This window comes from Halomonas sp. MS1 (assembly GCF_024182575.1).
Lineage (GTDB): Bacteria > Pseudomonadota > Gammaproteobacteria > Pseudomonadales > Halomonadaceae > Vreelandella.
The window spans coordinates 100,705-126,424 of record NZ_CP098926.1; the positions used below are offsets into that span (position 1 = coordinate 100,705).

Consider the following 25,720-nt stretch of genomic DNA (forward strand, 5'->3'; position numbering starts at 1 on the left):
ACCGTGTCCATGTGGTGATCAGGGTTTACTCCCTTTCTGCTTGTTGGCACGGCTGTTTTTCTGCGTAAGGCGCTTTTGCTGCTCAGGCTTTCGCCCAGTCTGGCGAGCCAATGCGATGCGCATTAGACGCTGAAACGTCTGGCACTCCAGATGACTCGGCGCAGTGCAGGTCGCCACATGACGTAAACCGTCACGAAGGGCTGTCAGTTCGTTAATGTGGCGGTCGAGAAGATCTGCCTTAGCACTCACCGCTTCACGGTCGATTTCCGGCTGCCGTTGCGTGCCAAGCATGTCGCGCATCTCGGCCAGTGAAAAACCCGCGACCTGCCCCAGTGCAATCAGCGACAAGCGTGTTAAAACGCTGGTCTCAAAAACCCGCCGCAGACCATTGCGCCCTACCGACCTAATCAGGCCAACTTCCTCGTAATAGCGCAATTTCGAGGCAGGAATACCGCTTTTTCGAGACAGTTCGGAAATATCGAGCATGGCACTTGACTTAAAGTTGACTTGAAGTAATAGGCTACAACGCTTCTCCCTTACGTATCCACCCACACTTCTATCCACACTGTCAGGAGTCTAACAAGCATGCCTGTTTTCAATACGCACAACCGCCCATACGCCGTTGCTAAACTGTTAACAAGAGCAAAGATAACAAGCACAGCGACGACCGGGACAAAAATGCCAGGAGTGCAGCAATGAATGGGCTGATGATCAATGCGCTACTGCTCGGCCTGGGAGCAACTGCTTTTATGGACATAGTCGCGCTGCTGCAGAAGCGGCTGCTGGGTATTCCCTCGCTGAATTACGCCATGGTCGGGCGTTGGCTGGGGCATTTGCCGAAGGGCAGGTTCATCCACCGGCCGATTGGTGAAAGCGCCCCGATTCGAGCAGAAATGGTGCTAGGGTGGCTGGCGCACTACCTGATTGGCATCGCTTTCGCGATCATATTCTTAGTGCTGGTTGGACCAAACTGGCTGGCACGCCCCACACTCATAGCTGCGTTAGGCTTCGGTGTGATCACAGTAATTGCGCCGTTTCTAATCCTGCAGCCGGGTATGGGTGCAGGGATTGCCGCTCGCAAGACGCCGCAGCCAACCACCGCCAGGCTGCGTAGTCTTTTCGCGCACGCCAGTTTTGGCGCTGGCCTATGGGTGGCAGGCGTCCTAGTGATGCGGGTTCTTTAGGCCAGCATAAAACCAGCTTAAATACTCGTCTCGCTTAACGAGAGTATCCGTTTTGCTAACGAAATCATCTCCGGGTCGCCGGTATGCTTATCCGGCACATCGGAGAGTTTGATCACCGGCAGCCAGCCCTGTCCTTCGGGGCGCGCCTCGACCATTTTGATCACCATATTCATCGGCTCAGCGCCGACATCGTTAGTGAAGTTGGTGCCGATGCCAAACGCCATCCCAATCCGTTCCTGACAAAACGCTTGAATGCGCTCGACTTTTTCCGGCGTTAAGGCATCCGAAAAAATGATGGTTTTGCTCAGCGGATTAATTCCCAAGCGTTCATAGTGCGCGATGGTTTGGGAGGCAAACTCAATCGGGTCACCGCTATCATGGCGTACGCCGTCGAACAGCTTGGCGAATTTTTTATCGAAGCTGTCGAAGAAAGCGGACGATGTGAAGGTGTCGGTTAGGGCAATTCCCAAATCGCCACGATACACATCCACCCAATGTTCAAGGGCAAGACTGTTAGCCATTTTGAAGCCAAAGCGGGCACCATGGAACATAAACCACTCGTGGGCGTGGGTGCCTATCGGCTTCACATCGTGGCGCATGGCCAGCAGTACATTGCTAGTGCCGCTGAAGGCTTCACCACCGTAGTGGCGCAGCGCTTCCACCACTCGATCATGAACCTCAAATGAGAAACGGCGACGCGTGCCGAACTCGGCAATCTTCAACCCTAAGCGGCGGTAAAGCTCAATCTTTTCCTGGGTGCGTTGCTCGATCAGGGCATCGTCATCATGGGTCACCGAGACGCCACGTAGCCGATACCAAAGTTCGCTGATCAACGCCATCAGCGGCACTTCCCATAAAATAGTGCGGTACCAAGGCCCCTCGATAACCACCGTCAGCTCACTGCCCTGCTGCTCAATGATTACTTCAGAGGGTTCGTAACGAAAGCCGGCCAGAAAATCGAGATAGGTCGGGTCAAGATAAGGGCAAGTAACTTCCAGGTAGCGTTTTTCCTGATCGCTCAGGCGAAGCGCCGCCATTTTATCGACCTCGTGGCGGAGCGCAGTACCAAAGCCTTCAGGAAACGCGTGCTGGCCACGATTGATAAATGCGTAGCGTGCATGTGCATAGGGAAAGCGTTTGATCACGGCGTTCTGCATCGTGATTTTGTAGAAGTCATTATCCAGAAGCGAGGTCAGCATGAGATCCCTACGTGTAAGTGAACCGAAGCCGCTGGTAGCGTAAACTAAGCGTCCTAAGAGTGGCTTGGCGACAAGATTATCAGGTGGCGGGGCACTCATACAGTCTTGGCCCCGCGCTGGGGCGCTTTACTTTCGGAGACCCGTGATGAGTCAGCCCGCCCCGCTTAACCCACTTACGCTACCGCTTCACGGCAGCCGCCTGATTGAAGCCAGCGCGGGCACGGGCAAAACCTTCACCATCGCACTGCTCTACGTGCGCCTGGTGCTGGGCGGGCAGCACAGCGAGGACCACAGCGCCTTTGTGCGCCCGCTCACCCCGCCGGAAATCCTGGTCGTCACCTTCACCAATGCTGCCACCCAGGAACTGCGCGAACGTATCCGCCACCGGCTGGTAGAAGCCGCTGGCGTTTTTCGCAAGGCCCCTACTTCCGAGCCTTCGGACGATCCGTTGCTCCTCCAACTCCGCGAGCAATACGCAGAGGCAACTTGGCCCGCCTGCGCCCGCCGTCTGGAGCTAGCCGCCGAATGGATGGACGAAGCCGCGGTTTCCACCATCCACAGCTGGTGCTACCGCATGCTGCGCGAACACGCCTTCGATAGCGGTAGCCTGTTCTCGCTCAACCTGGAAAACGACCAGCGCGAACTGGAACAAGAAGTGGTGCGCGACTACTGGCGCACCTTCTACTACCCACTGTATGCCGACGCCCTGGGCAGCATTACCCGCTACTGGAAATCGCCGGATAAACTCCACGATGATGTACGCAAGCTGCTCAACGAAAGCGACGCACTGGGCAGCCAGCGCCCCGCGCCAGCCGACACATTAAGCGCTGCCGAAGCCGAACGCAGCGCCACATTAGGCACGTTAAAAGCCCCCTGGCCCGCTTGGCTAGATGAACTGGTGCCCGCACTGGAAGAGGCCGCTAAACGTAAAGCCTTCAAAGGCCAAAGCTTCAACGCCAAAAGCCGCGCCAGCTGGCTAGGTACACTGCGCGAATGGTGCGAAAGCGACCTTGAGCGCCCCGCGCTTACCCCCGCCGCCTGGAAACGCCTGACCCCAGACGGCATGGCCGAGATATGGAAAGACGGCGCGCCACCCTGCCCAGCCGCCTGGGAAGCGCTGGCGGACATGCCCGCCGCTCTCAACGCCTTACCCGAACCGCGCAACGACCTGCTGATTCACGCCGTGCAGTGGTGCAAAGTACGTATGGAGCGCGAGCAAGAACGCCGCGCTGAAATGGGCCCCAACGATCTGCTCACCCATTTAGACCGCGCCCTGCAAGGCCCCAACAAAGACGCCCTGGCCGCGCAGATTCTGCGCCAGTTCCCCGTGGCACTGATTGACGAGTTCCAGGACACCGACCCGATTCAGTACCGCATTTTTAACGCGGTCTATGACGTCGCCAACCCCCGCCGCGACGCCGCTATGCTATTGATCGGTGACCCCAAGCAGGCCATCTACGCCTTTCGCGGTGCGGATATTTTCACCTATCTGCAAGCCCGCCAAGACACCGCAGGCCGCCACGTCACTCTGGGCACCAACTTCCGTTCCAGCCGCGCCATGGTGGAAGCCGTCAATCACTGCTTCCACTACGCCGATCAGCACCCGGCTGGGGCGTTCCTATTTCGCGAAGAAGGCGGTGAGAACCCGCTGCCGTTCTTATCGGTAGATGCCAAAGGCCGCGACGAACAGCTGGTCCACCAAGGCCAGCCGCTGCCCGCCATGACGCTCTGGCCGTTAACAAGCGAAGAACCACTTTCCAAAACCGCCTACCAAACCGAGATGGCCGAACGTTGCGCCTCTTATATGGTGGAACTGCTCGCGGCAGCTCAAAGTGGCAATAAACAAGGCCAAAGCGGCTTCCAAAAAGGCGATGGCCTAAGCCCGCTAAAACCTTCCGATATGGCAGTGCTGGTCAACGGCCTGCAGGAAGCCCGTGCCATTCGCTTAGCGCTGGCCAGCCGTGGAGTAAAGAGTGTTTACCTTTCCGACCACGACAAGGTATTTAGCTCGCCCATGGCGAAGCAGGTAGAACGCTGGCTGCGCGCCTGCGCCGAGCCGTTAGCCAGCTCCCGCCAAGCCGAAGCCCATCTGCGCGCCGCTTTGGCCACGCCAGTATTGGGGCTAAGCCTAGCCGACCTTGATCACCTGCAACAAAACGAACTGGGCTGGGAAGCGCGGGTAGAGCAATTCAGCCACTATCATCGCCTATGGCAGCGCCAGGGTGTGCTGCCCCTGGTACGCCGTATGATGGTGGATTTCGACATTCCCGCCCGCCTGTTGGGGGAATTCGAAGAGGGTGAGCGCTTGCTCACCGACCTGCTGCACTTGGGCGAATTGCTGCAGCAAGCCAGCGCTGAACTGGATGGCGAACACGCGCTGATTCGCTTTCTGTATGAAGCCATTGCCGACCCGGAAAGCCACGGCGACAGCCACAAGTTGCGCCTGGAAAGCGACGCGGATTTGGTCAAGGTGGTCACCATCCACAAATCCAAAGGGCTTGAGTATCCGCTGGTATTCCTGCCGTTTATCGCCAACCACCGCCCGGTGAGCGATAAAGACATACCGCTGCGCTGGCACGACGCCCACGGCAACCTTCAGCTCAGCCTAAGCGCGGATGAAGAAACCCTGGCCACCGCCGACCGCGAACGTTTAGGGGAAGACCTGCGCAAACTGTACGTAGCGCTGACCCGCGCCCGCCACGCGACTTGGCTGGGGCTAGCCTCGCTGCAAGGGTTGGAAAATAGCGCCCTCGGCTACCTGATTAGCGGCGGAAAAATGATTGCACCGGCAGAGCTAACCACCGCGCTGGAAGCGCTGGCTCAAGGCAGCGAGATTGCTGTCAACGAGCCACCGGCACCCACTGCCCAGCGCCTTGCCCTCTCTGAACAAAGCGCCACGCTTGGGCATGCCCGCACGCCCACGCGCCCGGCCAAGGAACACTGGTGGATTGCCAGCTACTCGGCGCTACGCCTTTCCGGCACGCTCAGCGCCCCCACGGCCACGCCACTGGAGCCCACCACCGCCCAGGAAGCCACCGCGTTTGAAGTATTGGATGAGCCGCAGGAACTATCCCAGTTGGCCCAGCAGGAAACATTTCATCTGCATAAATTTCCCAGGGGGCCAGGGCCGGGCACTTTCCTGCACGGGCTGTTGGAATGGGCAGGCAGACAAGGCTTTGCAGCCGCTGCTAACGATCAAGATTCACTCAACGACATGCTATGGCGGCGCGTACAGCTACGCGGCTGGCAAACATGGCAGGAACCGCTGGCTGGCTGGCTTTCAGCGCTGCTCACCACGCCGTTACCGCTGGCCGCGCCAAACCAGCAAAACGTCGCGCTCACCGAACTCACCAGCTACCAAGTGGAGCTAGAGTTCTGGCTGGCCGCCCAACGGGTCAACACCCAAGCGATTGATGCGCTGGTAAGCAAGCACTTACTGCCAGGGGTTGAGCGCCCAGCGCTGGATGCCGATACCCTAAACGGCATGCTCAAAGGCTTTATCGATTTAGCTTTCGAGCACCAAGGGCGCTTTTACGTGTTGGACTGGAAATCGAACTATTTAGGGCCGAATGACAGCGATTACGAACCGGAAGCCTTGCGCCATGCGCTGCTAGCCAAGCGCTATGATCTCCAGGCCGCGCTTTACCTGCTGGCTATGCATCGGCTGCTAAAAGCGCGCCTGCCCGACTACGACCCGCACCAGCACTTGGGCGGTTCAATGACGGTATTTCTGCGCGGCAGCCGCAGCCCAGGGCGCGGGGTATTTTCCGAGCCCGCCCCGGTTGAACTGATCGAAGCACTGGACAGCCTGTTTGCAGGCGCACCGTTTTCAAGTCCCGCACAGGAAGCGACGGTATGAGTAAGCCCAAAGACACCCACACCTTCGACCTGTTTGGCGATGCCGTTGAAACACAGGATGCCCAGCCCTCCACGGCTTCCACGCCAGTGAGCGCTCACCCTGCGTTAAGCGATACCACGGAATTACTAACTCTATGCGAGCGCTGGGTAGCCAGGGGCTGGCTGCGTGATTTAGACCGCGCCCTGGTGCGCTTTTTAGCGGCAGAAGCAGCGGATGCCCCCGCGCTGCTGCTGTTAGCCGCCGCCCTGGCCAGCCACCAGCTAGGCCGTGGCCATGTGTGCTTGGACTTAAACGCCACGCTTAACGCACCGGATTTTGCCCTTTCGCTACCGCCAGAAGGGGATGATTTAAGCGACCCGCCACCGCTGCCCAGCGATGTGCTGGCAACGCTCACGCTAAGCGAATGGCAAGCTGCGCTGCATCACCCACTGCTCACCAGCGAAGGCCCCGGCAACACACCGCTGGTGGTAGTGACCACTCACTCAGGTTCAGACACGCGGCTCTACCTACGCCGCTACTGGCAGTATGAGCAAACCCTACACCAGCAAATCGCCAGCCGCTTAGAAGATGAAAACACCACACACACACAGGCGGTGAATGATAACGCCACGACGGCAACTGATAACCGTTGTAGGAGACCAATTTATTGGGCGATGGGTGACGATAGTCACCCCGGCCTTCTCCCCCAGGCACTGCATATTCTGTTCAAGCCAAGCGACGGCCTCGACTGGCAAAAAACCGCCTGCGCCCTGGCCGCCCGCAGCCGCTTCGGCATTATTACCGGCGGCCCCGGCACCGGCAAAACCACCACCGTGGTGCGCCTGCTCGCCCTGCTGCAAACCCTGCAACTGGCCCACTCACCCAGCCAACCGCTGCGCATTCGCCTAGCCGCCCCCACCGGCAAAGCCGCCGCCCGCCTGAATGAATCCATCGCCGGGCAAGTCAGCCAACTCCCCTTCAAAGGATTAACCACCTTATTGGAAGGAGCTTTGTCGGAGGGAGCTTTGTTGGAAGGAGCTTTGTGGGAGGGAGCTTCAGCTCGCGAGGGTGAGGCCCCAGAGCAGCTAAAAGCCGCCATTCCAACTGAAGTCACCACACTTCACCGCTTATTAGGCGCAAGACCCGACACCCGCCACTTCCGCCACAGCGTCGCCAACCCGCTAGCGTTGGATGTACTGGTGATCGACGAAGCGTCCATGGTAGATATCGAAATGATGGCCGCCGTGCTAAGCGCTCTGCCCGCCAATGCCCAGTGCGTGCTGCTGGGGGATAAAGACCAGTTGGCATCGGTAGAAGCTGGCTCGGTACTCGGCGATTTATGCCGCCGCGCCGAAGCCGCCCACTACACCCCAGCAACCGCCCAATGGCTGGAAAGCGCCACCGGCCAGCCGCTGCCACCCGAGTACCTGGATGCTGACGGCCAGCCGCTCGACCAAGCCATTACCATGCTGCGGGTAAGCCACCGCTTTAACGAACACAGCGGCATTGGCCAGTTAGCCCAGGCGATTAACCAGCCCAGCCATGCCCAAACTGACTGGGAAAAACAGCAGGCTGTTAACGCCGTGCTACGCCATGGCTACCCAGACCTTCACCACCTAACGCTTGCTGAGGACACCGCGCTGGATAAGCTGGTCATTCACGGCAGCGCGGATAAGTTTCTCAATGGCGGTGAAGGCCGCACTAACCACAAAAATGAACCCATCGCCCCGCCCACTGGCTATCGCCACTACCTAAAGGTGCTAAACGCACAGCGCCCGCGCGGGGAATCGTTTGAGGACAACCCAGCGGCCTATAACGCCTGGGCAAGCGATGTGTTAAGTGCCTACAGCCACTTCCAGCTGCTATGCGCGCTGCGCAAAGGCCCCTGGGGGGTAGAAGGTTTAAACCTGCATATCGCCAAAACCCTACGCAGCGAAAAGCTGCTGTTTGGCAGTGATTACACGTTGGAGAAAGGCTGGTATGAAGGCCGTCCGGTACTGGTCACCCAAAACGACTACGGTCTAAAACTGATGAACGGTGATATCGGCATCACCCTGGCGGTGCCGGATCCCCGCAATCCGCAACAAAAGCTGTTGAGAGTTGCCTTTCCTTCATCAAGTGCCACCAGTGATGCCGATAACCCCATCCGCTGGGTGCTGCCCTCCCGCCTGCACGCGGTAGAAACCGTATTCGCGATGACGGTACACAAATCCCAAGGCTCGGAGTTCCTGCACACCGCCCTGCTGCTACCGCCCACCATCAACCCGATTCTGACCCGCGAACTAGTCTACACCGGCATCACTCGCGCCCGCGACTGGCTCACGCTAGTGGAAGCCAAACGCGGAGTGCTGAATGAGGCTGTGGTGAGGGAAGTGATGAGGGTTAGTGGGATGTAGAAGGTTATCATCAAAACCGACATTAACGGTGCTGGTGGTGTCGGTCTTCGGCCAGAAGCGGATGTTGAGGAAGTGTTGATATAATGCCTTGCTCACCGACACATACTACGGAGAGCGTTTTGTGTAAGAAGCGACTACACAAAAACGAGCGTAGTAGTATGTATACGCGTCTAGCAACGTGTTAGTCCAGGAGGTTAGCAACAAGAACCGAACCCTTCGCAACTTGGTCAGTCGCACCTAATTTATTAAACTCATCAAGTACCGATTGAAGTGAATCACGAAGTATTTCGTTAGTTACATCTACGTTCGGCAGTTCCGATAGCTTTTTCTCTATCCCTTGTGAGCAGCCTGCAATTTTAATACTCGCCACCATTGCTACGTAAAATTTTATATTAGTAATAGTTTTTCGTTCTAACTGAATTTCGCAATTTTCCGGCTTGAGATATGCTTCAACCGCCTTCATTATTTGAATTGTTTTAAGGTATATATCAATTGGCTTATCTAAGCTAAATATTCTCTTATATTCGACGTCTGAATTTATCAGCGTAGAAGGGCGAGCCCTTGCGCTATCAGGCTTCAACAGCATGATAGCCATCATTGCTTGCGCCATATAAGAAATACTAATAATCTTAGAGACTGGCATTCCTTGGTTTTTATAAAAATTCTTTTTTCTATCATAGTAGTAGCCGTTTGACTTAAGAAAATCTTCAATGTTTCTATGAATATCATCAGAGCTTCTTAGTGAGGCTGGCGGAATGGATGTTTGGCTGTTTGTTGCTCGTATAATTCTGTCTCTCGCTTCCTCATCTTCTTCGCATATCACTCTTACAAGCACAGCTCTTTCATCACCTCCATGACTTTCGAGTTGCGAGAAATATTGGTATATTTCATGCGACGTCTGAAGCCCATTAACAATTTGAGGGTCTTCAATTGTAAGTTGCTTTCCCGCCATTACTGCTTTAGGTGTTATAATTGTCACACCATTATTCAGGTACCAAAAGTTTTCTGACTCTTGATTTTCTAGCGTTTTTCGTATTCCTGTATTGACTACAACACTGCCTTGATAATCTCTAACATTTGATTCAAAAATACTTCTTGCTAATGATCCTGAATCGGATACGAACTCGTAGTATTTAGACAAACTCACTAAGCATAGATAACTGCCAGCGGTTGTACCAATTGGTGATTCAGCCACCTCTAGCACTCTCGAAGTAGATGGTACGTTCCTCGTCATCTCAAGTAGTTTAGTCGCACCTATGAATTCAAATGAAAACTCAGCGCCACTAAACATTCTGAAGATATCTTCTTGTAGTTTTGGCACCTTACCTGAGACATTCTGGTGTACATCATCGCCTTGAGTTGCATAGAAATATCTTATTTCTATTTTTGGAAATGTCTTTGCTAACTTTGCATACAAATCCCTAAAAAGCTTAACTTTATCAATAAGATCAACATTGTAGCGCGTAGCATAATCGTCTGGATTGTTCGCGAGGTTAAATAAATCCTGAGCTGACTCCCTGAATTTCATTACAGCATCTTCTTTAAAAGAAGCAGAAGTTTTCGACTGAATTATAACCAGTTCAATGTGATTTTTTTTCTGGCTGGTATTTACAGGTGTATCTTCTTTTAACGACTCACCATTTATAAAAGTGTAGATCGAATCTATACCGCCGTCTCCACCATCACCTACTATCCCGTATGAAATGTCATCGTAGGTAAGATCATAATTCTTAAGTATTTCTGATGCCGAGTATATTTCGAAATACTCTGACACTGTCAATTCATCACCAGATTCTGCACATCGCTCCTTGATAATTTGCTCAAGAATTATCTGATCATTTGTTTTTTGAGCCATTTTCATTCCTTAGTAATTTTATTTTCATACGCACTTAAAGAGCTAACACTTGGCTTTTCGGCTTACCAGAGCGCAGCGTAAGTGCGTCTGATAACAGACTTTGGCTATGTTCTTAACCATGCCATTAACCGAGAAATAAAACCAAGGTGTACTGGTTCTACCTCTGGCTCTTTTTTAAACTCAGCTGGCGTAACTCTTACGCCGTGAACAACCTCCTCTTGTCCATTCAGATGTAGAAATAGACGACCAATCACTGTGCGATTATTTCCAGACGAAATGTAGTATTCACTTCCGATCTGGTAGAAAGACCAATGGTCTTTTTCTTCGTAACTGAAATAGTAATCAGGATTTCTCTCTAAAGACTGAACATTTCCAAAAGCTCTCTTGAGTCCCTGAAATGCGACATCCCTATTGTTCATGAAGTCAGCCCCAGAAGTCCCAGGAATTGGTTTCAACTGTCCCCACGTCTTGCCACAGTAATCGGGGTGGGTTGTTCCAACAACTTTGGAAAGATCCACACTACCCACCTGAGGCTCTCCCACATCAATACTTCGTCTGTCTAGATAAGACAGAGTATTATCGGAAAATGGGACTGTTTCGAGATCCATCTCCTCAAGAAAAGTATTCCATGACACTTATAAAATCTCCACTTAGAAAATAATAATGATTATCGTACTGGCTGCGTAACACTACTGAACCAGCATACTGACTCTGTCGTGAAGTCCGCTTGGTCGAAAGGCTTCATTCACGCAGTTCCTTATAAAACGCCACCCTACCCGCAATAGCTTCCATACCCTCAATCGGCTGCTCGTAGCTCCAAGCGATATCCTGAATATCACCCTGCGAGAAATACACTGTGTGCCCTTTAAATGGGCAATAGGTGGTGGTTTCTGACACGGTGAGTAAATCCATCCGCACGTCTTCACGAGGGAAGTAGTGGCGTGGTGGGTAGCCGCGTTCGCGGAGTTCAAGCGTATTGGTGGAATCGGCGATTAGCGTGCCATCAACATGCGCCTGCACGCGTTGGCTAATAGGGTGAAGCTCAATGCGTGGGGCATTTTGCATTAGGTTGTTCCCTGCGGCGTTGTTCGCTCTAATGCTTCGATCCTAGCAGTTAAATTATATTTAGCCCACTTTGCAGACTTAGTTTTTAGTCGATATTGGTCACTTCATGACCTAGATCACTCATCACTTCCACGCCGCCGCCCAGCCTACTCCTCCGGTGGGGAAAGGTGGGCATCGGTCAGGGTACGTGGCCGGTACTCACACATGGTATCGGCCCAGCGCTTCCATACACTCTCATCGACTGAAATATTCACCGCAGGAAGCCCCTGCATACCCTGCGCATACTGCCGGTAAAATCGGCCGTCGCCCTTGTATCTAAGACGTGCATACTTGGCGTAGAGCCCTTTTAGAAAATCAGCAAACGAATCTTTCGGTGCCATTCTCCAGGCATCCTCAGCAACATCGAAGGGTGCCACTTTTAGGCCTGCCTGCTGCGCTTTGGTTAACATCCAGCTCAACGGTATGTCGGCCAGCGTGTCGTCAGTGCCATAGCCGCCGCCTACATTGGCGTGGGCACCGATAAACCAGCGCTGCTCGACGTTGCGGTTGCCCGCTTTCTGCTTGCCATCCTTGCTCGTCCAGAGCGATACGTTATACGCCGACCTGTGTTCGTCCAGCGCGGCCGCTTGATAGGCATGATCGACAATGCTGGAAAGCTCGGTATCGTGCCAATCGTATTTTCTTTTGAACAGGTTGGTTCCGGGCACGCCCAGTGCGCCAACGGTATCCCACACGCCAATGAAATGAATCCTGGGCTGGCGGCTGAAGCGCTCCTTGAACTCTGTGCATACCTCAGAATCGGGGTGCAAATCGCGGTTTCGATAAATACGTTCGGCCTTATCGAGCAGCCCTGGCGTGACGACATGCACTAGCCCGCATTTACGAATCATCCCCACCAGACTTCTGGCGGTGTAGGCACCGCGGCTGAATCCAAATATCCAGATTTCATCGCCTTCACTGTAACGCCTTGCCAGCCAGTCATAGCCTTCCCGTAGGTTTTTGCTCAGCCCATAACCGAAGGCTCCGCCGGAAAAGCGCTGAAATTTGGATGTCCCTACGCCGGGATCATAATAGAACCGCTGCCTGATACCGTCATCGTCATCATGGAGCAGCCGGGTAATACGATACACATTGGTTTGATCTTCAGGGTCGTTCCAGGTGCCATCGAATAGCAGAATCAATTTTTGCTTTGCCATGGTGCCCCCATGATGATGCACGCCTTTGAACAGTGCTCATAATCGCTTAATGAGGGGCAGACGATGCACGATGCGCTCTTGGCCAACGCGTACCTGCGACCTCCACATTATTTAATGAAGGTTAGTCGACAATTCATCCCGTCACCTGTTGATAGCCAACTCTAAGCAGCGCCCCCGATGCGGGCGCTGCTTAAGAGGTGTTGGCTCGTAGCATCAAAGGCCTGGGATTGGCTCACGCTGGTCGAAACCAAACGCGGGCTGTTGAACGAGTCGGTGACGAGGGAGGTGATGCGGGTGAGCGTGGGGTGAAGCTTACACGTTCGACTGTTTTGTCGCGTAGCAGGGGGCCGCCCTACGCTACTGATTGAGACTAACGCGTTTGCTTGCTGGCACTGGTTATACCTTTTTTACTTCTGGCCAACCTGACTGACTTGGATAAATTCTAAATTTCGAGTCAGAACGTGGAAAACACTGCCCGCTCAGCCCTGAAAAATCTGCATAGCTTCTGGGCATTTCGTAAAAAGATACGATTCGATCTAACTCTGCAAATACTAGAATCGAAATGCTATCACTGATGAGGATGGCGCTTTTCGATTCCAGGTCATATTCAAAACCAAGCACCTCTGCTGCCATAGAGTTACCGCTGTAAGGGCCAAATATGCAGACTCGCTCCCAATTACCGCTAACTTCGCTCTGGAGGTCAACCAGACCGTTGATGGGCATAAGGTCTAGTTTCATTGCCCTATCACCAGCCTCAGAACACCCCCACAGCATAACTATTGTGGCTATTATCACTAGCTTCATGAGTTCAACGCCTTAAGCTTCGGCGCGGTTCCACCGACGGCGGAGACATCGAGCTGGAAATATGTGTTAAGCAATGACAAGCGCATACCGGATTATCGGAACGGATAGGTAGATACCCACTACCGCAGGAGTGATCACAAGAAGTGCTCTGGCCACGATAGGCAGCCCACGCTGGGAGTAACGTTTGCGCCATAGATTAAAAGCGGAGAACCCAATAACGGGGGCCAGTGGTATGAAAACGCCGAAAGTACTTAAACCAAGGCCGCCGCCAACGTGCAGTGACTGCATTACAGCCAGGAAGACCAACAAGCCCACCAGCAAAAGGTTTACGGTTGCTGATGCGCGCCGGCTAAGGAAGCTCAGGCCTGCGCACGCAACGAGCGCGAGAACTACGATTAAACTATAGACCGTGTGAACTGATACTGGTCCATTCGACATTGACCAGTTGATCATAGACACGTACCAAATAAAGAGACCACAAAGAATGTTCGAAATGTACATGGGCTATCTCGGTGACAAACACTTTGTACAGCGGCAAAAGGTAAGAATGCTCGGCATCAAAGGCGCAAGCTGCTGCACTTTGTTAAAGACTTCCATTAGTTTGAAGTCTCTTGGCACTTTTCTATGATGCATAAGAACCATATAAAAAAATAACATCCAGAGCAGTTACGCGATTTGAATCCCATCTTTGGATCATGCTTTAGCCTATCGCCTTCGGGTATGGCCTGGCAGCTTTTGGGTGGACGATCACGCCCACCAGTAGCGCACCACATGAAAAAACACCGGCGCGGCGAAGCAGACAGAGTCAATACGGTCGAGCATGCCACCGTGCCCTTCTATCATATGCCCCCAGTCCTTGACGCCTCGATCACGCTTGATCGCCGACATCACCAGACCACCGGCGAAGCCCAACAGATTCACAAGTAGTGCAATAAGTGCCGCCTGCCAGGGTGAGAAAGGAGTTATCCAGTACAGGCCAGCGCCCACCATCGTCGCCAGAAATACCCCGCCCAGCAACCCTTCCACGGTTTTGGAAGGCGACAGTTTGGGGGCCACCTTATGTTTGCCGAACAGCTTGCCGCAGCAATACTGCAACACATCCGATAGCTGAACCACGAGGATCAGCCAGGCGATAAGCATCAAGTTGCGCCCTTCATAGCCCGCTATATTCAGCGTCATTAACGCAGGAACGGCAGAGACACAATAAACCGCGATCATCAGCCCCCATTGCACTTTGGCGGTGCGTTCCAGGAAATGGGTGGTGTCGCCGCCGAGTGAGGACAGAATGGGCATTAAAAGAAACAGATAGACGGGGATAAAAATACTGAATAAGCCGTACCAATGTGTGGCTATCAGCAGATACTGTACTGGCAAGGCAAAATAGAAAGCCGCCACCAACGCCAGGTAATCACTATCCCGCGTTGGGGTCAGGGTCAGAAACTCCCTCAGGGCGTAAAACGACACCAGAAAAAACAGCAGAATCACACCATACAGGCCAAACATGAAGGCGATGCCGATGGCGAATACCATCACCCACCAGGCATTGATTCTGGCATTAAGATTAGCAATCACCGCATTGTTGCCCTTGCGCCAGGCCAGTAACCTGCCCGCCAGAGTTGCCACTAACAAGAGCAGCCCAATACCAGCAAACAGCCATAATGTCTGGTTCATACGTCCTCCTGTGACATGTCGAGCAATGCCAGTTGCAGCCGCTCAAGAAAGGCCGCCTTAGTTTCTTCACCCTGAAGCTTGATCGGTGCACCGAAACGCAAGGTACATAGCAGCGGTAAGGGAAGATAACGCCCTTTGGGCATGGCGCGATTCAGGTTGGTAATCCAGACCGGTATCAGTTCCAGGTCAGGGAAGGCATGGGCTAGGTGATAAATACCACTTTTGAAAGGCAGCAGCGGCGCCTCACTCAGGTTACGCGTACCTTCCGGAAAAAAGATCAGCGAGTCGCCATTCGCAAGTGCCTGCTGGACGGGTGCCAGAGGGTTCCCCTCACCTTGGTTCCCTCTTGGAACCAGTACAGCATTGAACACCCGCTGGCTGATAAAACGCTTCAGTGCTGTGTCCTCCCAGTATTCGGCACCGGCCACCGGGCGGGTTCTTTTCCTGAGCAACGCCGGAAGTGAGGCCCACAACAACACAAAGTCGCCGTGACTGCTGTGATTGGCAAAGTAGAGCCTTTGATGATGGCTGGCGTTGCAGCCCAGCCAAAGTGCTCTAGCACCTGTGATAAGCCTGGCGGCCAAGGTAATGCAATAGGCGGTTATGCCCGCGAACCAGCCGATCAACGTATTCATGGGTAACGGTCAACTCCTGTCAGGGAGATAGAAAACCTGGCAACACTTGAATGCTGCCATCGCCCTTGGATGGTTTTGGAGGGATGCCTTAATGCTTGCCATCCGCCTGCGTTAAACCGGACGTTACCCGGTTGAAAATAGTGACGCCTAGCAAAAGGATGACCGCAGAAAAGATCAAATTCAGCCAGAAAGCAGGTAGCCAGCCCAGCGCGACGAGCAGCCCCAGCGTACCAAATATTAGGGCGCGGTCACTTTTGCCCATGGGGCCATCATAGCGACGCTCGGCCCCTACCATCACACCGAGCACACCCGCGTACTCACTGACAATGGCCAGCAGGGTCAGCGCAATGATCAACGCAGGTTCAACCCCGGTCAGCAGGGCGAAAGGCAAATAGAGAATCGCATCAGAAACGATATCGGCCAGCTCATTAAGATAGGCGCCAAGACGGGACTGCTGGGAAAATTCGCGCGCCAACATGCCGTCGATAGCGTTGAGCGCCATTCTTATGAGCATCCAAAGTGGGATAAAGGCAAACAGCCAGGTGTGGGGCAACAGCAATAACAGGGTTCCGAGTAACAGGGAGCCCACGGCTGCCATAACAGTGACCTGATTGGCAGTAATGCCACTGTTATATAGACGAGTCACTAGAGGGCGAAGAAGGTTCTGAAAACGGGATTTCAATTGGTAAACAGACAGGCTCATTGGCGTTAACCTCCTGTTAGAAAAATGATAATTCTCACCGCATTCCCTGAAATACCGGGCCATTGCTTAAAAGCCCTGTCCGATGCCTCTACACGCACTGTTACGCGCTGCGTGGGTATTGCTTGATAAAATTTCTTAACTGTCGTGGCCCGTGTGATAGCCCCACTTGGGAGATACGACCACTATATGCCGCTACCTGAACGATGCTTCCAGTCAAACGCAGGGATATTAATTCTTTGATTGGCCGTGCCATCCCAGTCCAGGTTAAACCCTGCCCTTTCCAGCTCTTGCTGTATGGTTTGAGCTACTTTAATTTTTTCCGGTACATCACCATTAACGTGATCATAAGCCAACATCAGCCCTGCGCCTGAAACAGCGCGCTCTACATCCTGACCATGATAGAAACAATAGCCGAAGAAGGTACCTTTCGGGTATTCATTCAAGGCTTCGCTTGAATCGGCATGCCCATCAGACATCGTATATCCGGCATAATGTAAACAGAGAACACCTCTGTCTCGCAGGGATTGAAATGCACTATCCAGTCGATCCAGATCTGTCACTCTGGGCCATGTCTTTTCAGCTTCATGTTTCTTCTTAAACTCGCTGTTGACTGACTCACGCAACATATCTTCATCTGCCTCCTCTTCAAGCAGGTCAGAAATTTCTTCCTGAATGTCTTCTCGTGCATGAAACCCACCCCAGACAAGCGTCTTAACAATGTCTAAAGTATATTGATCCACTTTATTCATACTCTTTTCCTTAGTTGCCTGAAGATTTCTGTTACACAATTACGGCATATAAACGCACTGGCATGTGGCTGGCTCAATCCTGAATATTGACCTAAATGCCTTTACGCTTGATGGCTGCTAGAAACTCGTACAGAGAGGCGTTATCAAAGGCGTTCATGGCGAAATCGAGTTTGAAATAATCGCCGTCACTTAGCGCAAACGTCAGCCGGGAGGCGGCGTTGCTTTGAGCGTCGCCCTGAAATGCCCTTCATGATGAGCTGATTACCTCTCAGGGAAAGCTGGTAGGACGACAGCGCTGTCAGCAGCCACTTCACATAGATGTAAAACAGGCCACCCAGTAACAGCAGTCCGCCACAGCGCTTGGTTAGATTACGATGCAGCAATCCTGCTAATCGTGCCAAGAGAAACGGCTACCAGTTTTTCCTCACCATCTGCTTGAGCGAAGACCTTACACTCACAGGTCGCTTGCCGTTTTCCAGAATATAAGACCGTTGACCTAGCGATCAATTTATCGCCGATCGCGGGTCTCACATAGTTTACTTTGTACTCTGACGTGACACAGCTTCCTAACACTGACGCTCCGGCAAAGGTAATACAATTATCCGCCAAGTAGCTAACGACACCACCATGCGCAAAACCATTGTTTTGCTTGAGATCATCTCTAATCTCAAGGCTCAACTCAGCACTTCTGGCCTCAAAAGCTTCCAACTTTGTTCCCAACAGCAAGCTGAAAGACTGTTGTGACAGTATCTCTCTTCCTTTCTCTAACATATCGCTCAATGTTCAGCTCCTTCCCCGTACTCTGGAGATCTAACAACTATTAGACAGCGTTTTTACCTCTGCTTCATGAACGCCACAGCCAGACCCGATGATACAAACGTAACGCCTGCTCCAATATTTAACCCAGAAACCAATTTGGGTTTGCTTCTCAGCCATTCCGATAACCTAGATGAAAACACGCCCATAAGGCTGAAACCTAGCGCTGTTAAAGCCGCAAACCAAACTCCATAGCCAATCATTTGCCAGGTCACAGAGCCCAAATTGGGGTTTACAAACTGAGGGACAAACGCGAGCACAAACATACCCGGCTTAGGGTTGAGTGCCGCTGAAAGGAAGCCCGTTGAGAATATCGTTTTTAAAGACTGTTTTTTTGCAGGCTCTAAGGAAAATAGATTTCGAGAGCGAAGAACTTTAACGCCTAACCAAATGAGATAGCCCGCACCAATAATCTTGACCACATAGAACGCCAGCTCGGACGTTTGAATTAAAAGAGTCAGCCCAAATGTCGCCGCTAGCACGTGAAATAGAATTCCCATTCCAGACGACAAGCCAGAAACGGTTGCGGCCAATCTACCCTGGCTTAAACCTCGTCCTATCGCCAGCATGTTATCTGGCCCAGGGGAAATCACTAACAGCAGACACGCCAGTGTATATGTAGCCAACACTTCTAATGGAAACATGTCATCTCCTTCTACCTGTAACCGAACGTCATCGCCAGCGGGACTTCCTGTTCAGGTGGTGGTTAACAACGCTATTGTTAGGTTCGTTGAGTTATATAGCAGAGAACTCTATTAACTATTAGCCTACTGCTGCCCTCCTCGCGGGTGCGCCGGAGACTTACCACGCGCTACAAAACCATAAGTCTTCATCTGTCGCCGCTGTTTCGCACAAACGTCAGCCGTGAGGCAGCTTTACTTTTGCCTTGAAGCAAGCTTTTGCATGGAGTAGCGCAAGCTTACGAGTATCTTAACGGGTTGCATGAGATGCAAGGTACACACGATCTCTACCGTCTTGCTTGGCTTTGTACATAGCCTCATCAGCACGAGCCAATAAGCTTTCGGGAGACTCTCCATTTTCCAACATGGCGACCCCAACACTTATGCTTAGCGTAGTAGACTCTCCGCTGCCAAAATCGACCGGCGAAACCGCTAAACGCTTTCTCAGATTATTGCCCAATTTCTGGCTGGCTTCCAAGTTTGCACCGGGTAGGAAAAAGACAAATTCTTCCCCTCCTATACGGCCACAAAAATCAGTTTTGCGCCCTACCTCCGATGCTAAACGAGCAAATTCAGTCAATGCTAAATCACCTGCAGCATGCCCCCATTTATCATTAATCTTTTTGAAATAATCAATATCTATCGAAAGAACACTGAAACTATTACCAAACCGTGATGCTTGGTTTACTAGTTCACTCAGGCGCTCCATTGTTGCGCGTCGATTTGGCAAACCAGTCAATCCATCAATGCTTGCCAGGCGTTTCATTTCCTCCTCAGACTGCTTCTTATACAGGAGATAACTAACAGTATCTGAAAGCAACGCAACAAGAATATGATCATCCTTGCAAAATGGCTCAACCGGAGAAGGGCTAGAAAAATTAATAGTTCCATATAGCTGGCCAGACAACCATATCGGAGCTCCTATATACGACTCCAATTTGAAGTTTGCGTAGCATGGATGGTTTTGAATTTCACTTTTCGCCACGAAATGAAAACCGACCGACTTACCCGCACTTAACGTGTGAACACAATAAGTTCCCGATAAGTCAAACGTTGTTAATGGTTCCAGCTCTCCTTTGAGATCAACGCAGTATTCGATGGTGTATTGGCTTCCCACAATACGAGAAACAATCGCTTTTTCGAGACCAAAATGGTCCAGGCCAACCCGAAGCAATCGTTCTATTTTATTACTCTGGCTCAGCGCGACATCTGAAGTTATGTTTTGGATCTTTTGTAGGGTATCCAAAGATTGATCTGTTGAGCGAGCTGGGCGGACAATACCAATAAATCCGGTTACTGTCCCATCCTTAGCCCGCATAACTGCCCCCGTCGTCAGGCCAAAAAACTGCTCTCCATCCGAGCGCCGATATGCAACTCTGTAGTTCTCCGCAGCTATTTTGCTAGAAGTATTAAAACGTATCCGACCTTGTTCGAAAAAATCGTTTTCATCGGCGTACAGTATTTTTGCCTCTTCACCATACAGCGCGTTCTTTGAGTATCCAAACAGCCGCTCTGTCGCAGAATTCACATAAACCATACGACGACTTGCGTCGGTAATGACAACGGCTTCTTCAAAAGCGTCGAATACTTCGGTGAAGAGTGATGGTGAAATCGAATTTACGCCGCCGCCATCAACTAAAGCTTTAGTCGTTTCTCCTAGCTTATCGTCTTTCATAGACACACCTTTCATGAAACCATGCGACTTTATCCAGCAATAGTTGACACTGATTTAAGCGATCATTCGGGCTTCGAAAGTCTCTGGGCTGATCATATCCCGTTAGCACTGTGCCGCCGTTGTTTGTTGTACTCCACGATGTACTCAAACACCTGACACCTCATATCGCCTCGCATTTTAAATGGCTACCCATGGATAGCCATCTCACAGTACCTTTTATGATCTGCTCCTGCATGTTGAGTCTGACCTCCATGATAGCTCTCTAGGCGAGTGAGGGTGACTCAGACAAGCGGTAGCATTCAAAACGGCAATTCCCATTAGCAGGCTAATCGATGCTAATAAGCTGTGGCATGGCAGGTAGCCACTTTCACGGCTTTCAAACCTTTGGTGATGGCGAGCATCAGGGCGCCCTTAGCAAAACACATTGTTTTATTTAGTGAAGTTGCTCAAAGACTTCAGGGTGTTGCTCAGCAATTCGCAACAGAGCAACTGCCGGGCCTTGAGGCTCTCTGCGGCCTTGTTCCCAGTCCTGAAGTGTACGTATGCTGACCCCAAGAAGACCTGCAAAGGCTGATTGCGATAGGTTCAGTTTATGCCGAATTATTTGAGGGGGTGAGGGCTCTGCTAACTCATGAGTTCGCAGAGCTACTTTGCCTTTCTTGAACTGTTTGATCTCATTGATACCGTCTAGAATCTCTGCCCCAAGGTTTCTATCAACCATTTTTGATTGCCTCCGCTATTTGCTTGAGCATGTGCCCAGGAATACTGGCACGCTCCGTTTTACTGTACAGCGTGAGCATCCATATCTCGTGATCGGATGCTTTCATCAAGTTGGTCAGAACGCTTTGTGCTAACACAAATTGCCATCTATTCAGGCTTTTTTGACAAACTGGGCGGTGACCATCATGTCGCCAGCGCCATCGACCTTGCAGTCGAGCTGGTGGTCTTTGCCCTCTTTGAGCCGCTTAATGACCGCCTTGGTGCCAATCTTAAGCACGATTGAGCTGCCTTTGACCTTGAGGTCTTTGATAAGCGTTACCTTGTCGCCTTCAGCAAGCAGGCTGCCATTGGCATCTTTCACCGTGACGGTATCTTCCGCTTCAACCTCGGAAGGGTTCCATTCGTGGGCGCATTCCGGGCAAATAAACAGGCTTTGATCCTGGTAGACGAATTCAGATTGGCAATTGGGGCAAGGTGGGCATGACATGGGAGGAAACTTCTGTGGTTGGATTGGCTGCTTATGATACTGAGCCTTTGCAGCCTTGGCGAATGCACACAGGCAGGTTCACTGGGAAGCGGTGCCTGTTGATGGCTCAGTGTTTGAATCGTCGCGGGCTAAAGCCACCTCCTACGGGGCGTTTTTATAGTTGGGGATGATGGGTTGGCTACCTGAAGATAGGCATAATTTGATTAGCTGTTTTGCCCTCTTCCTAGTTTGAGAAAATCTCTTGATAATAGGGCATAGCCTATATAGGATAAAACCTATAAACAAAAGAGGTCTCCATGTGGTCTATCGAGCAAACAGACACATTTGAAGCGTGGTTCTTCTCATTGGAAGAAATTGAACGTGAGAACGTTCTGGCTTCTGTACTTCTTCTACGTGAACGAGGCCCGATGCTTTCAAGGCCGCACGCTGACACTGTAAACGGCTCGCAGCATTCCAACATGAAGGAATTGCGTGTTCAGTGCCAGGGACGTCCTATCAGAGTATTTTTTGCGTTTGATCCACGTCGCACAGGCATCTTGCTATGCGCAGGCGATAAAGGTGGAAATGACAAGCGCTTCTATAATGAGATGATTCCAGTCGCCGATAAAGAATATACGGCTCACCTGGAAACACTAAAGTGAGGTGGTAACCATGGCACGCAAACTGGAAGACTTGTTAGCAAAAGAAAAGCCAGAGATCGTTGCGGCAGCTGAGGCGAAAGCCAACGATATGTTATTCGAGATCAGGCTTGCCGAAATTCGTCAGCTAGCGGAGAAAACCCAAGCAGACATAGCTATTGCGATGGGAGTAAAACAACCCACCGTCGCAGGACTTGAGAAAGTTGGCCAGGATATGCGCCTTAGTTCACTCAAACGCTACGTCGAAGCGCTAGGCGGCCGAGTCCGTGTCGATATAGAACTTCCCGATGGAAGTCATCATGGCTTCCCTGTATAGCTGTCCCCAACAAGCTGTTTAGACTTACGCCGTTTTTTAGTAATGCATCACACCTCGAATACTTAGATCAAACCGGCTCCAATTGCCAGCCTTGCTCGGTTGCTAGCAGGCGGTCTGTTAGCGCTAGGTTTTCCAGAAAGGCATCGTCGTGGGATACCACCACTAACGCGCCTTGGTAACTGCGCAGCATGGTTTCCAGTGCTTGTGCTGAAGGCAGGTCAAGATGGTTATTTGGCTCGTCCAGTAGCAGTAGTTGCGGTGGGCAATCGGCGTAGAGGATGCAGGCCAGTGCGCCTTTCAGGCGCTCGCCACCGCTTAGCCGCCCACTGGGCGTGGTGATTTTTTGCGCGTCCAGACCTAGCTGGGCAAGCCGCATGCGCAGGCCCCCTTCACTCGCGGTTCGGTTGGCTTGCTGCTGTTGTGCAAGCAACGTCTTTGCTGGGTCTAAATTCCCCAGTTGCTGGTCGAGATAGGCGCTTTCAGGCGTTATGTTGCAGGCTCCTGACAAGGGCTCAATCTGGCCCGCCAGCACGCGGAGCAGCGTGGATTTACCACAGCCATTCGGGCCGACGATGCCTAGTCGCTGCTGCCCTTTCAGCATTAGATTAATGTGCCGAGTAGCGCCCATAACGAACGGTAGCTCAACCCTTTCTAACTCCGCCAAACAGCGCTTGGCGGCTTGGGTAACGGGTATTTCATGCAGGTTGATTTGTCGCTCGTTTTCAACCTGCTTTGCGGCGTCACGCACACGTTGATTCAGCTGCGCCTGACTGGCCGCCTGCTTTTGGCGCAGCGCGCCCGCCGAGGTTTCGCTGCGCTCTTTCTGGCGATCTAACAGGATCTTAGCCTGGTTGGCCTCCTTGCCCAGTCGGTTGCCGCGAGCCTGGCGTTTCTCCTGACGTTCACGCTGCTTGCGCATCGCGCGCTCTTCGCGTTGGCGTTCGAGCTTTCGCTGGCTGAGCTGATCAAGGGCAGCCTGCTGCTCGTGCGCTTTGGCTTGAGCATAGAACGTGTAGTTGCCACCGTAGCTGTGCAGCCCTAAGGGCGACAGTTCCACGATACGCTCCATGGCTTCCAGCAGTTGTCGGTCATGGCTAACCACTATCAGCCCACGCGGCCAGCGCCGCAGCTGTTCGATGAGTGCCTGCCGATTGGGTCGGTCGAGATGGTTGCTTGGCTCATCAAGAATCAGGCAATCGGCATTCGAGAGCATTGCACCCATTAAGGCCACGCGCATGGCTTCGCCGCCGCTCAGTGTGTTCGCTGGTGTGCTGGCTTCAAGATAGCCCAGGCCATTGCGTTCGAGTTCATGGCGGAATCGCTGGGGCATATCCCAACGATCCTCGACTGTCTCAAAATCCTCCGGCGCTGTGCTGCCCGCCTCAATGCGTGCCAGCGCATCCAGCGTTGTTCGAACACCGGCAAGATCAGCGACACAAGCGCCCTGCGGCTGCGCCACCTGCTGGGCAAGGTAATGGACGCTGCCGGGGCGCTGACAATGGCCAGTGGTTGGCTGCACTAGGCCCGCGAGGATTTGGGCTAGGACTGTTTTGCCGACACCATTACGCCCCACCAACCCGGTTGGGCGGTTATCGAACTGCTCGTGAAGATCAGTGAAAAGCGTTCTGCCATCCGACAGAACGTAGGAAACACCTTTTAAGGTGAGATAGGTATTTGTCATGTGTGATTCCAACGATGCCAAGAACTCTCTCTAGAACCCTCCCAAGAACCATTTCAAAGACGATCCTTGCTACTGGGGGGATGGAGACTGGCCGTTATTGCAACGGCGGCATCAATGGTTCATTGGACAAATACCTCTGCTAAACGTGGGAGGATTTAAACCATAATACAAATAACACTCGCTAGCTATGAGCTGTTAGGAAGATTTTCGCTCAGCGCTTTTTAGCGCAATGCCGGGTGCCGATGACTAGGCAAAAGATAACTGCCTGGGCTATCGCTATACTGGTAATTACTCCTTTCCAGGCCCATATCGCAAAGGCATACGCCGCAAGGCTTGCGCCCATTGCGCCGCCTAAATAGTAGCAAGAGAGGTATATGCCAGCGGCAACACCGGCGGGTACGCGGCGCGTACTGCTTAATAACTGGGTCGTCACTGTTTGGAACAGATAAGTTCCTATGGCAAACAGCGCCACGCTCAGCATGATAGACAGGCGTGTTGTGCTAATCAGCCACAGCGATGCCCAGATTAACGCTATGAGTGCTATGGCAATCGCTACTTCGCTTAGGTAGCGCCGCAATACGCTGGCAGTGAGCACGCAGACAAGTGCCGGCAGACACGCCAGATAAATCGTGCCGATCTGCTGTGAATCCCAATGATAAGGTTCTTGGGCAAGCCATAGACCCAGTGCCGTAAACACCGCGCTTTGCGTGAAGAGCAGCGCGAAACCCGCGAGATAGGCAATGAGCAGCGTATTGTCAGCAAGCGCGCGCCTTGTATATGCCACCGACGTTTGATGCCGTTCAGTACGCTGCATTGGTTCAGCGCCAGTTGTTTTCGGAAGAAGACAAATCGCCACCGCAGACAGCACCATTAGGCTTGCAGAGCTTAAGAACCCCAGTTCCCAACCCATGGCACCAACCGACCAAGCAGGGTAAAACCGGCTGAGTGTGCTGCCAACTATGGTGCCGGTCACGTACAGCGGCACGAAGCTGCTTGGCCGCTGAGAGACCAAATTCATCGTTGCGGTTAATAGAAAGGGAATGACAATGCCTTGGCCTAGCCGCAGTACAAAAAGCACGTCTTGGCTAGTCGTACATGCCATTGAGGCGTTAATCGCGGCCAATGTGAAAAAGCCAGCTATCAATAAGGTCGAAGGGTTGGCGTGTTTTGTCGCAGCGCCAGTCAGTGGCGCGGTAACCATCATTCCTAGCAACGAGGCCATCGTTAACCAGCCAGCGCCAGTGGCCGTTGTTCCGAAGCGCTCGACTAACGCTGGAAACAGCGCCTGAAGCTGGTACAAATTAAAAAAAGCGCCGAGCGATCCAATTATTAAGGCCGTACGCATGGCTTATTCCTGTTTAGACAGGCATTACCATACGTACGCTCAAGGCTCGAATGAAGGTCGGAATCGG

General features: G+C 52.4%; 23 protein-coding genes. 5 read left to right on the forward strand and 18 right to left on the reverse strand.

Annotated features, from left to right (window positions below):
* Positions 1-18: 18 nt before the first annotated feature.
* On the reverse strand, positions 19-486 hold the full coding sequence (locus tag NF683_RS00450) for a helix-turn-helix domain-containing protein (RefSeq protein ID WP_253920980.1): 468 nt from the start codon (positions 484-486) through the stop codon (positions 19-21).
* A 209-nt stretch (positions 487-695) separates the two neighbouring features.
* Between NF683_RS00450 and NF683_RS00455 the strand changes: the two genes are divergently transcribed.
* Complete coding sequence (locus NF683_RS00455) at positions 696-1,184, forward strand: DUF2938 domain-containing protein (RefSeq protein WP_253920981.1); 489 nt, start codon at positions 696-698, stop codon at positions 1,182-1,184.
* A gap of 17 nt (positions 1,185-1,201) precedes the next feature.
* On the opposite strand, the gene pncB is transcribed toward NF683_RS00455, so the two are convergent.
* Complete coding sequence (gene pncB / locus NF683_RS00460) at positions 1,202-2,383, reverse strand: nicotinate phosphoribosyltransferase (RefSeq protein WP_253920982.1); 1,182 nt, start codon at positions 2,381-2,383, stop codon at positions 1,202-1,204.
* A gap of 145 nt (positions 2,384-2,528) precedes the next feature.
* On the opposite strand from pncB, the gene recB reads away from it, so the two are divergent.
* Both recB and recD read left to right on the forward strand, forming a co-directional pair.
* Complete coding sequence (gene recB, locus NF683_RS00465) at positions 2,529-6,242, forward strand: exodeoxyribonuclease V subunit beta (RefSeq protein WP_253920983.1); 3,714 nt, start codon at positions 2,529-2,531, stop codon at positions 6,240-6,242.
* Positions 6,239-8,617: an exodeoxyribonuclease V subunit alpha gene (recD, locus tag NF683_RS00470; RefSeq protein ID WP_253920984.1), complete on the forward strand. Its 2,379-nt coding sequence runs from the start codon at positions 6,239-6,241 to the stop codon at positions 8,615-8,617. Before recB ends, recD begins: the two co-directional genes overlap by 4 nt.
* A gap of 181 nt (positions 8,618-8,798) precedes the next feature.
* On the opposite strand, the gene NF683_RS00475 is transcribed toward recD, so the two are convergent.
* The 14 genes from NF683_RS00475 to NF683_RS00540 form a co-directional block, all read right to left on the reverse strand.
* The gene (locus NF683_RS00475) at positions 8,799-10,472 is read right to left on the reverse strand and encodes an AIPR family protein (RefSeq protein WP_253920985.1); all 1,674 of its coding nucleotides are present in this window, start codon (positions 10,470-10,472) and stop codon (positions 8,799-8,801) included.
* A gap of 104 nt (positions 10,473-10,576) precedes the next feature.
* Complete coding sequence (locus tag NF683_RS00480; RefSeq protein WP_253920986.1) at positions 10,577-11,107, reverse strand: hypothetical protein; 531 nt, start codon at positions 11,105-11,107, stop codon at positions 10,577-10,579.
* 106 nt (positions 11,108-11,213) lie between these two features.
* Positions 11,214-11,537 carry a DUF427 domain-containing protein gene (locus NF683_RS00485; RefSeq protein ID WP_253920987.1) on the reverse strand — a complete coding sequence of 108 codons (324 nt, stop codon included), beginning with the start codon at positions 11,535-11,537 and terminating at the stop codon, positions 11,214-11,216.
* Positions 11,538-11,683: 146 nt separating this feature from the next.
* Entirely contained in the window at positions 11,684-12,733 is a 1,050-nt protein-coding gene (locus NF683_RS00490; RefSeq protein ID WP_253920988.1) for a DUF2235 domain-containing protein, read from the reverse strand.
* A 396-nt stretch (positions 12,734-13,129) separates the two neighbouring features.
* Complete coding sequence (locus NF683_RS00495) at positions 13,130-13,471, reverse strand: hypothetical protein (protein WP_253920989.1); 342 nt, start codon at positions 13,469-13,471, stop codon at positions 13,130-13,132.
* A gap of 813 nt (positions 13,472-14,284) precedes the next feature.
* Positions 14,285-15,208: a phosphatidate cytidylyltransferase gene (locus NF683_RS00500; RefSeq protein WP_089039433.1), complete on the reverse strand. Its 924-nt coding sequence runs from the start codon at positions 15,206-15,208 to the stop codon at positions 14,285-14,287.
* Positions 15,205-15,843: a lysophospholipid acyltransferase family protein gene (locus tag NF683_RS00505; RefSeq protein WP_193085301.1), complete on the reverse strand. Its 639-nt coding sequence runs from the start codon at positions 15,841-15,843 to the stop codon at positions 15,205-15,207. Before NF683_RS00505 ends, NF683_RS00500 begins: the two co-directional genes overlap by 4 nt.
* Before the next feature lie 88 nt (positions 15,844-15,931).
* The gene (locus tag NF683_RS00510) at positions 15,932-16,546 is read right to left on the reverse strand and encodes a CDP-alcohol phosphatidyltransferase family protein (protein WP_089039435.1); all 615 of its coding nucleotides are present in this window, start codon (positions 16,544-16,546) and stop codon (positions 15,932-15,934) included.
* Between the two features lie 182 nt (positions 16,547-16,728).
* A complete protein-coding gene (locus tag NF683_RS00515) occupies positions 16,729-17,295 on the reverse strand; it encodes a DUF6891 domain-containing protein (RefSeq protein WP_089039436.1) in 567 nt (188 codons plus the stop codon).
* Between the two features lie 369 nt (positions 17,296-17,664).
* Positions 17,665-18,066 carry a PaaI family thioesterase gene (locus NF683_RS00520; protein ID WP_253921916.1) on the reverse strand — a complete coding sequence of 134 codons (402 nt, stop codon included), beginning with the start codon at positions 18,064-18,066 and terminating at the stop codon, positions 17,665-17,667.
* Between the two features lie 62 nt (positions 18,067-18,128).
* A complete protein-coding gene (locus NF683_RS00525) occupies positions 18,129-18,755 on the reverse strand; it encodes a LysE family translocator (protein ID WP_125750324.1) in 627 nt (208 codons plus the stop codon).
* Positions 18,756-19,041: 286 nt separating this feature from the next.
* Positions 19,042-20,466, reverse strand: a complete 1,425-nt coding sequence (locus NF683_RS00530; RefSeq protein WP_253920990.1) for a bifunctional diguanylate cyclase/phosphodiesterase — start codon at positions 20,464-20,466, stop codon at positions 19,042-19,044.
* 433 nt (positions 20,467-20,899) lie between these two features.
* Positions 20,900-21,187: a helix-turn-helix domain-containing protein gene (locus NF683_RS00535; RefSeq protein WP_089039439.1), complete on the reverse strand. Its 288-nt coding sequence runs from the start codon at positions 21,185-21,187 to the stop codon at positions 20,900-20,902.
* 150 nt (positions 21,188-21,337) lie between these two features.
* Positions 21,338-21,673 (reverse strand): zinc ribbon domain-containing protein YjdM, encoded by a 336-nt coding sequence (locus NF683_RS00540; RefSeq protein WP_089039441.1) that lies wholly within the window; start codon positions 21,671-21,673, stop codon positions 21,338-21,340.
* A 296-nt stretch (positions 21,674-21,969) separates the two neighbouring features.
* Between NF683_RS00540 and NF683_RS00545 the strand changes: the two genes are divergently transcribed.
* Together NF683_RS00545 and NF683_RS00550 are read left to right on the forward strand one after the other, a co-directional pair.
* Complete coding sequence (locus NF683_RS00545; RefSeq protein ID WP_095603866.1) at positions 21,970-22,314, forward strand: type II toxin-antitoxin system RelE/ParE family toxin; 345 nt, start codon at positions 21,970-21,972, stop codon at positions 22,312-22,314.
* A gap of 10 nt (positions 22,315-22,324) precedes the next feature.
* The gene (locus tag NF683_RS00550) at positions 22,325-22,627 is read left to right on the forward strand and encodes a helix-turn-helix domain-containing protein (RefSeq protein ID WP_193067530.1); all 303 of its coding nucleotides are present in this window, start codon (positions 22,325-22,327) and stop codon (positions 22,625-22,627) included.
* A gap of 67 nt (positions 22,628-22,694) precedes the next feature.
* Here NF683_RS00550 and NF683_RS00555 read toward each other — a convergent pair whose 3' ends face one another.
* Both NF683_RS00555 and NF683_RS00560 read right to left on the reverse strand, forming a co-directional pair.
* The gene (locus tag NF683_RS00555; RefSeq protein WP_253920991.1) at positions 22,695-24,308 is read right to left on the reverse strand and encodes an ABC-F family ATP-binding cassette domain-containing protein; all 1,614 of its coding nucleotides are present in this window, start codon (positions 24,306-24,308) and stop codon (positions 22,695-22,697) included.
* Between the two features lie 211 nt (positions 24,309-24,519).
* Positions 24,520-25,653: an MFS transporter gene (locus tag NF683_RS00560; protein WP_253920992.1), complete on the reverse strand. Its 1,134-nt coding sequence runs from the start codon at positions 25,651-25,653 to the stop codon at positions 24,520-24,522.
* Positions 25,654-25,720: the final 67 nt, after the last annotated feature.

Excerpts from the sequence above, each read along its gene's own strand:
- NF683_RS00450 (WP_253920980.1), bottom strand. The coding sequence starts at position 486 with ATGCTCGATATTTCCGAACTGTCTCGAAAAAGCGGTATTCCTGCCTCG.
- NF683_RS00455 (WP_253920981.1), top strand. The coding sequence starts at position 696 with ATGAATGGGCTGATGATCAATGCGCTACTGCTCGGCCTGGGAGCAACT.
- pncB (WP_253920982.1), bottom strand. The coding sequence starts at position 2,383 with ATGCTGACCTCGCTTCTGGATAATGACTTCTACAAAATCACGATGCAG.
- recB (WP_253920983.1), top strand. The coding sequence starts at position 2,529 with ATGAGTCAGCCCGCCCCGCTTAACCCACTTACGCTACCGCTTCACGGC.
- recD (WP_253920984.1), top strand. The coding sequence starts at position 6,239 with ATGAGTAAGCCCAAAGACACCCACACCTTCGACCTGTTTGGCGATGCC.
- NF683_RS00475 (WP_253920985.1), bottom strand. The coding sequence starts at position 10,472 with ATGGCTCAAAAAACAAATGATCAGATAATTCTTGAGCAAATTATCAAG.
- NF683_RS00485 (WP_253920987.1), bottom strand. The coding sequence starts at position 11,537 with ATGCAAAATGCCCCACGCATTGAGCTTCACCCTATTAGCCAACGCGTG.
- NF683_RS00490 (WP_253920988.1), bottom strand. The coding sequence starts at position 12,733 with ATGGCAAAGCAAAAATTGATTCTGCTATTCGATGGCACCTGGAACGAC.
- NF683_RS00495 (WP_253920989.1), bottom strand. The coding sequence starts at position 13,471 with ATGAAACTAGACCTTATGCCCATCAACGGTCTGGTTGACCTCCAGAGC.
- NF683_RS00500 (WP_089039433.1), bottom strand. The coding sequence starts at position 15,208 with ATGAACCAGACATTATGGCTGTTTGCTGGTATTGGGCTGCTCTTGTTA.
- NF683_RS00505 (WP_193085301.1), bottom strand. The coding sequence starts at position 15,843 with ATGAATACGTTGATCGGCTGGTTCGCGGGCATAACCGCCTATTGCATT.
- NF683_RS00510 (WP_089039435.1), bottom strand. The coding sequence starts at position 16,546 with ATGAGCCTGTCTGTTTACCAATTGAAATCCCGTTTTCAGAACCTTCTT.
- NF683_RS00515 (WP_089039436.1), bottom strand. The coding sequence starts at position 17,295 with ATGAATAAAGTGGATCAATATACTTTAGACATTGTTAAGACGCTTGTC.
- NF683_RS00520 (WP_253921916.1), bottom strand. The coding sequence starts at position 18,066 with ATGTTAGAGAAAGGAAGAGAGATACTGTCACAACAGTCTTTCAGCTTG.
- NF683_RS00525 (WP_125750324.1), bottom strand. The coding sequence starts at position 18,755 with ATGTTTCCATTAGAAGTGTTGGCTACATATACACTGGCGTGTCTGCTG.
- NF683_RS00530 (WP_253920990.1), bottom strand. The coding sequence starts at position 20,466 with ATGAAAGACGATAAGCTAGGAGAAACGACTAAAGCTTTAGTTGATGGC.
- NF683_RS00535 (WP_089039439.1), bottom strand. The coding sequence starts at position 21,187 with ATGGTTGATAGAAACCTTGGGGCAGAGATTCTAGACGGTATCAATGAG.
- NF683_RS00540 (WP_089039441.1), bottom strand. The coding sequence starts at position 21,673 with ATGTCATGCCCACCTTGCCCCAATTGCCAATCTGAATTCGTCTACCAG.
- NF683_RS00545 (WP_095603866.1), top strand. The coding sequence starts at position 21,970 with ATGTGGTCTATCGAGCAAACAGACACATTTGAAGCGTGGTTCTTCTCA.
- NF683_RS00550 (WP_193067530.1), top strand. The coding sequence starts at position 22,325 with ATGGCACGCAAACTGGAAGACTTGTTAGCAAAAGAAAAGCCAGAGATC.
- NF683_RS00555 (WP_253920991.1), bottom strand. The coding sequence starts at position 24,308 with ATGACAAATACCTATCTCACCTTAAAAGGTGTTTCCTACGTTCTGTCG.
- NF683_RS00560 (WP_253920992.1), bottom strand. The coding sequence starts at position 25,653 with ATGCGTACGGCCTTAATAATTGGATCGCTCGGCGCTTTTTTTAATTTG.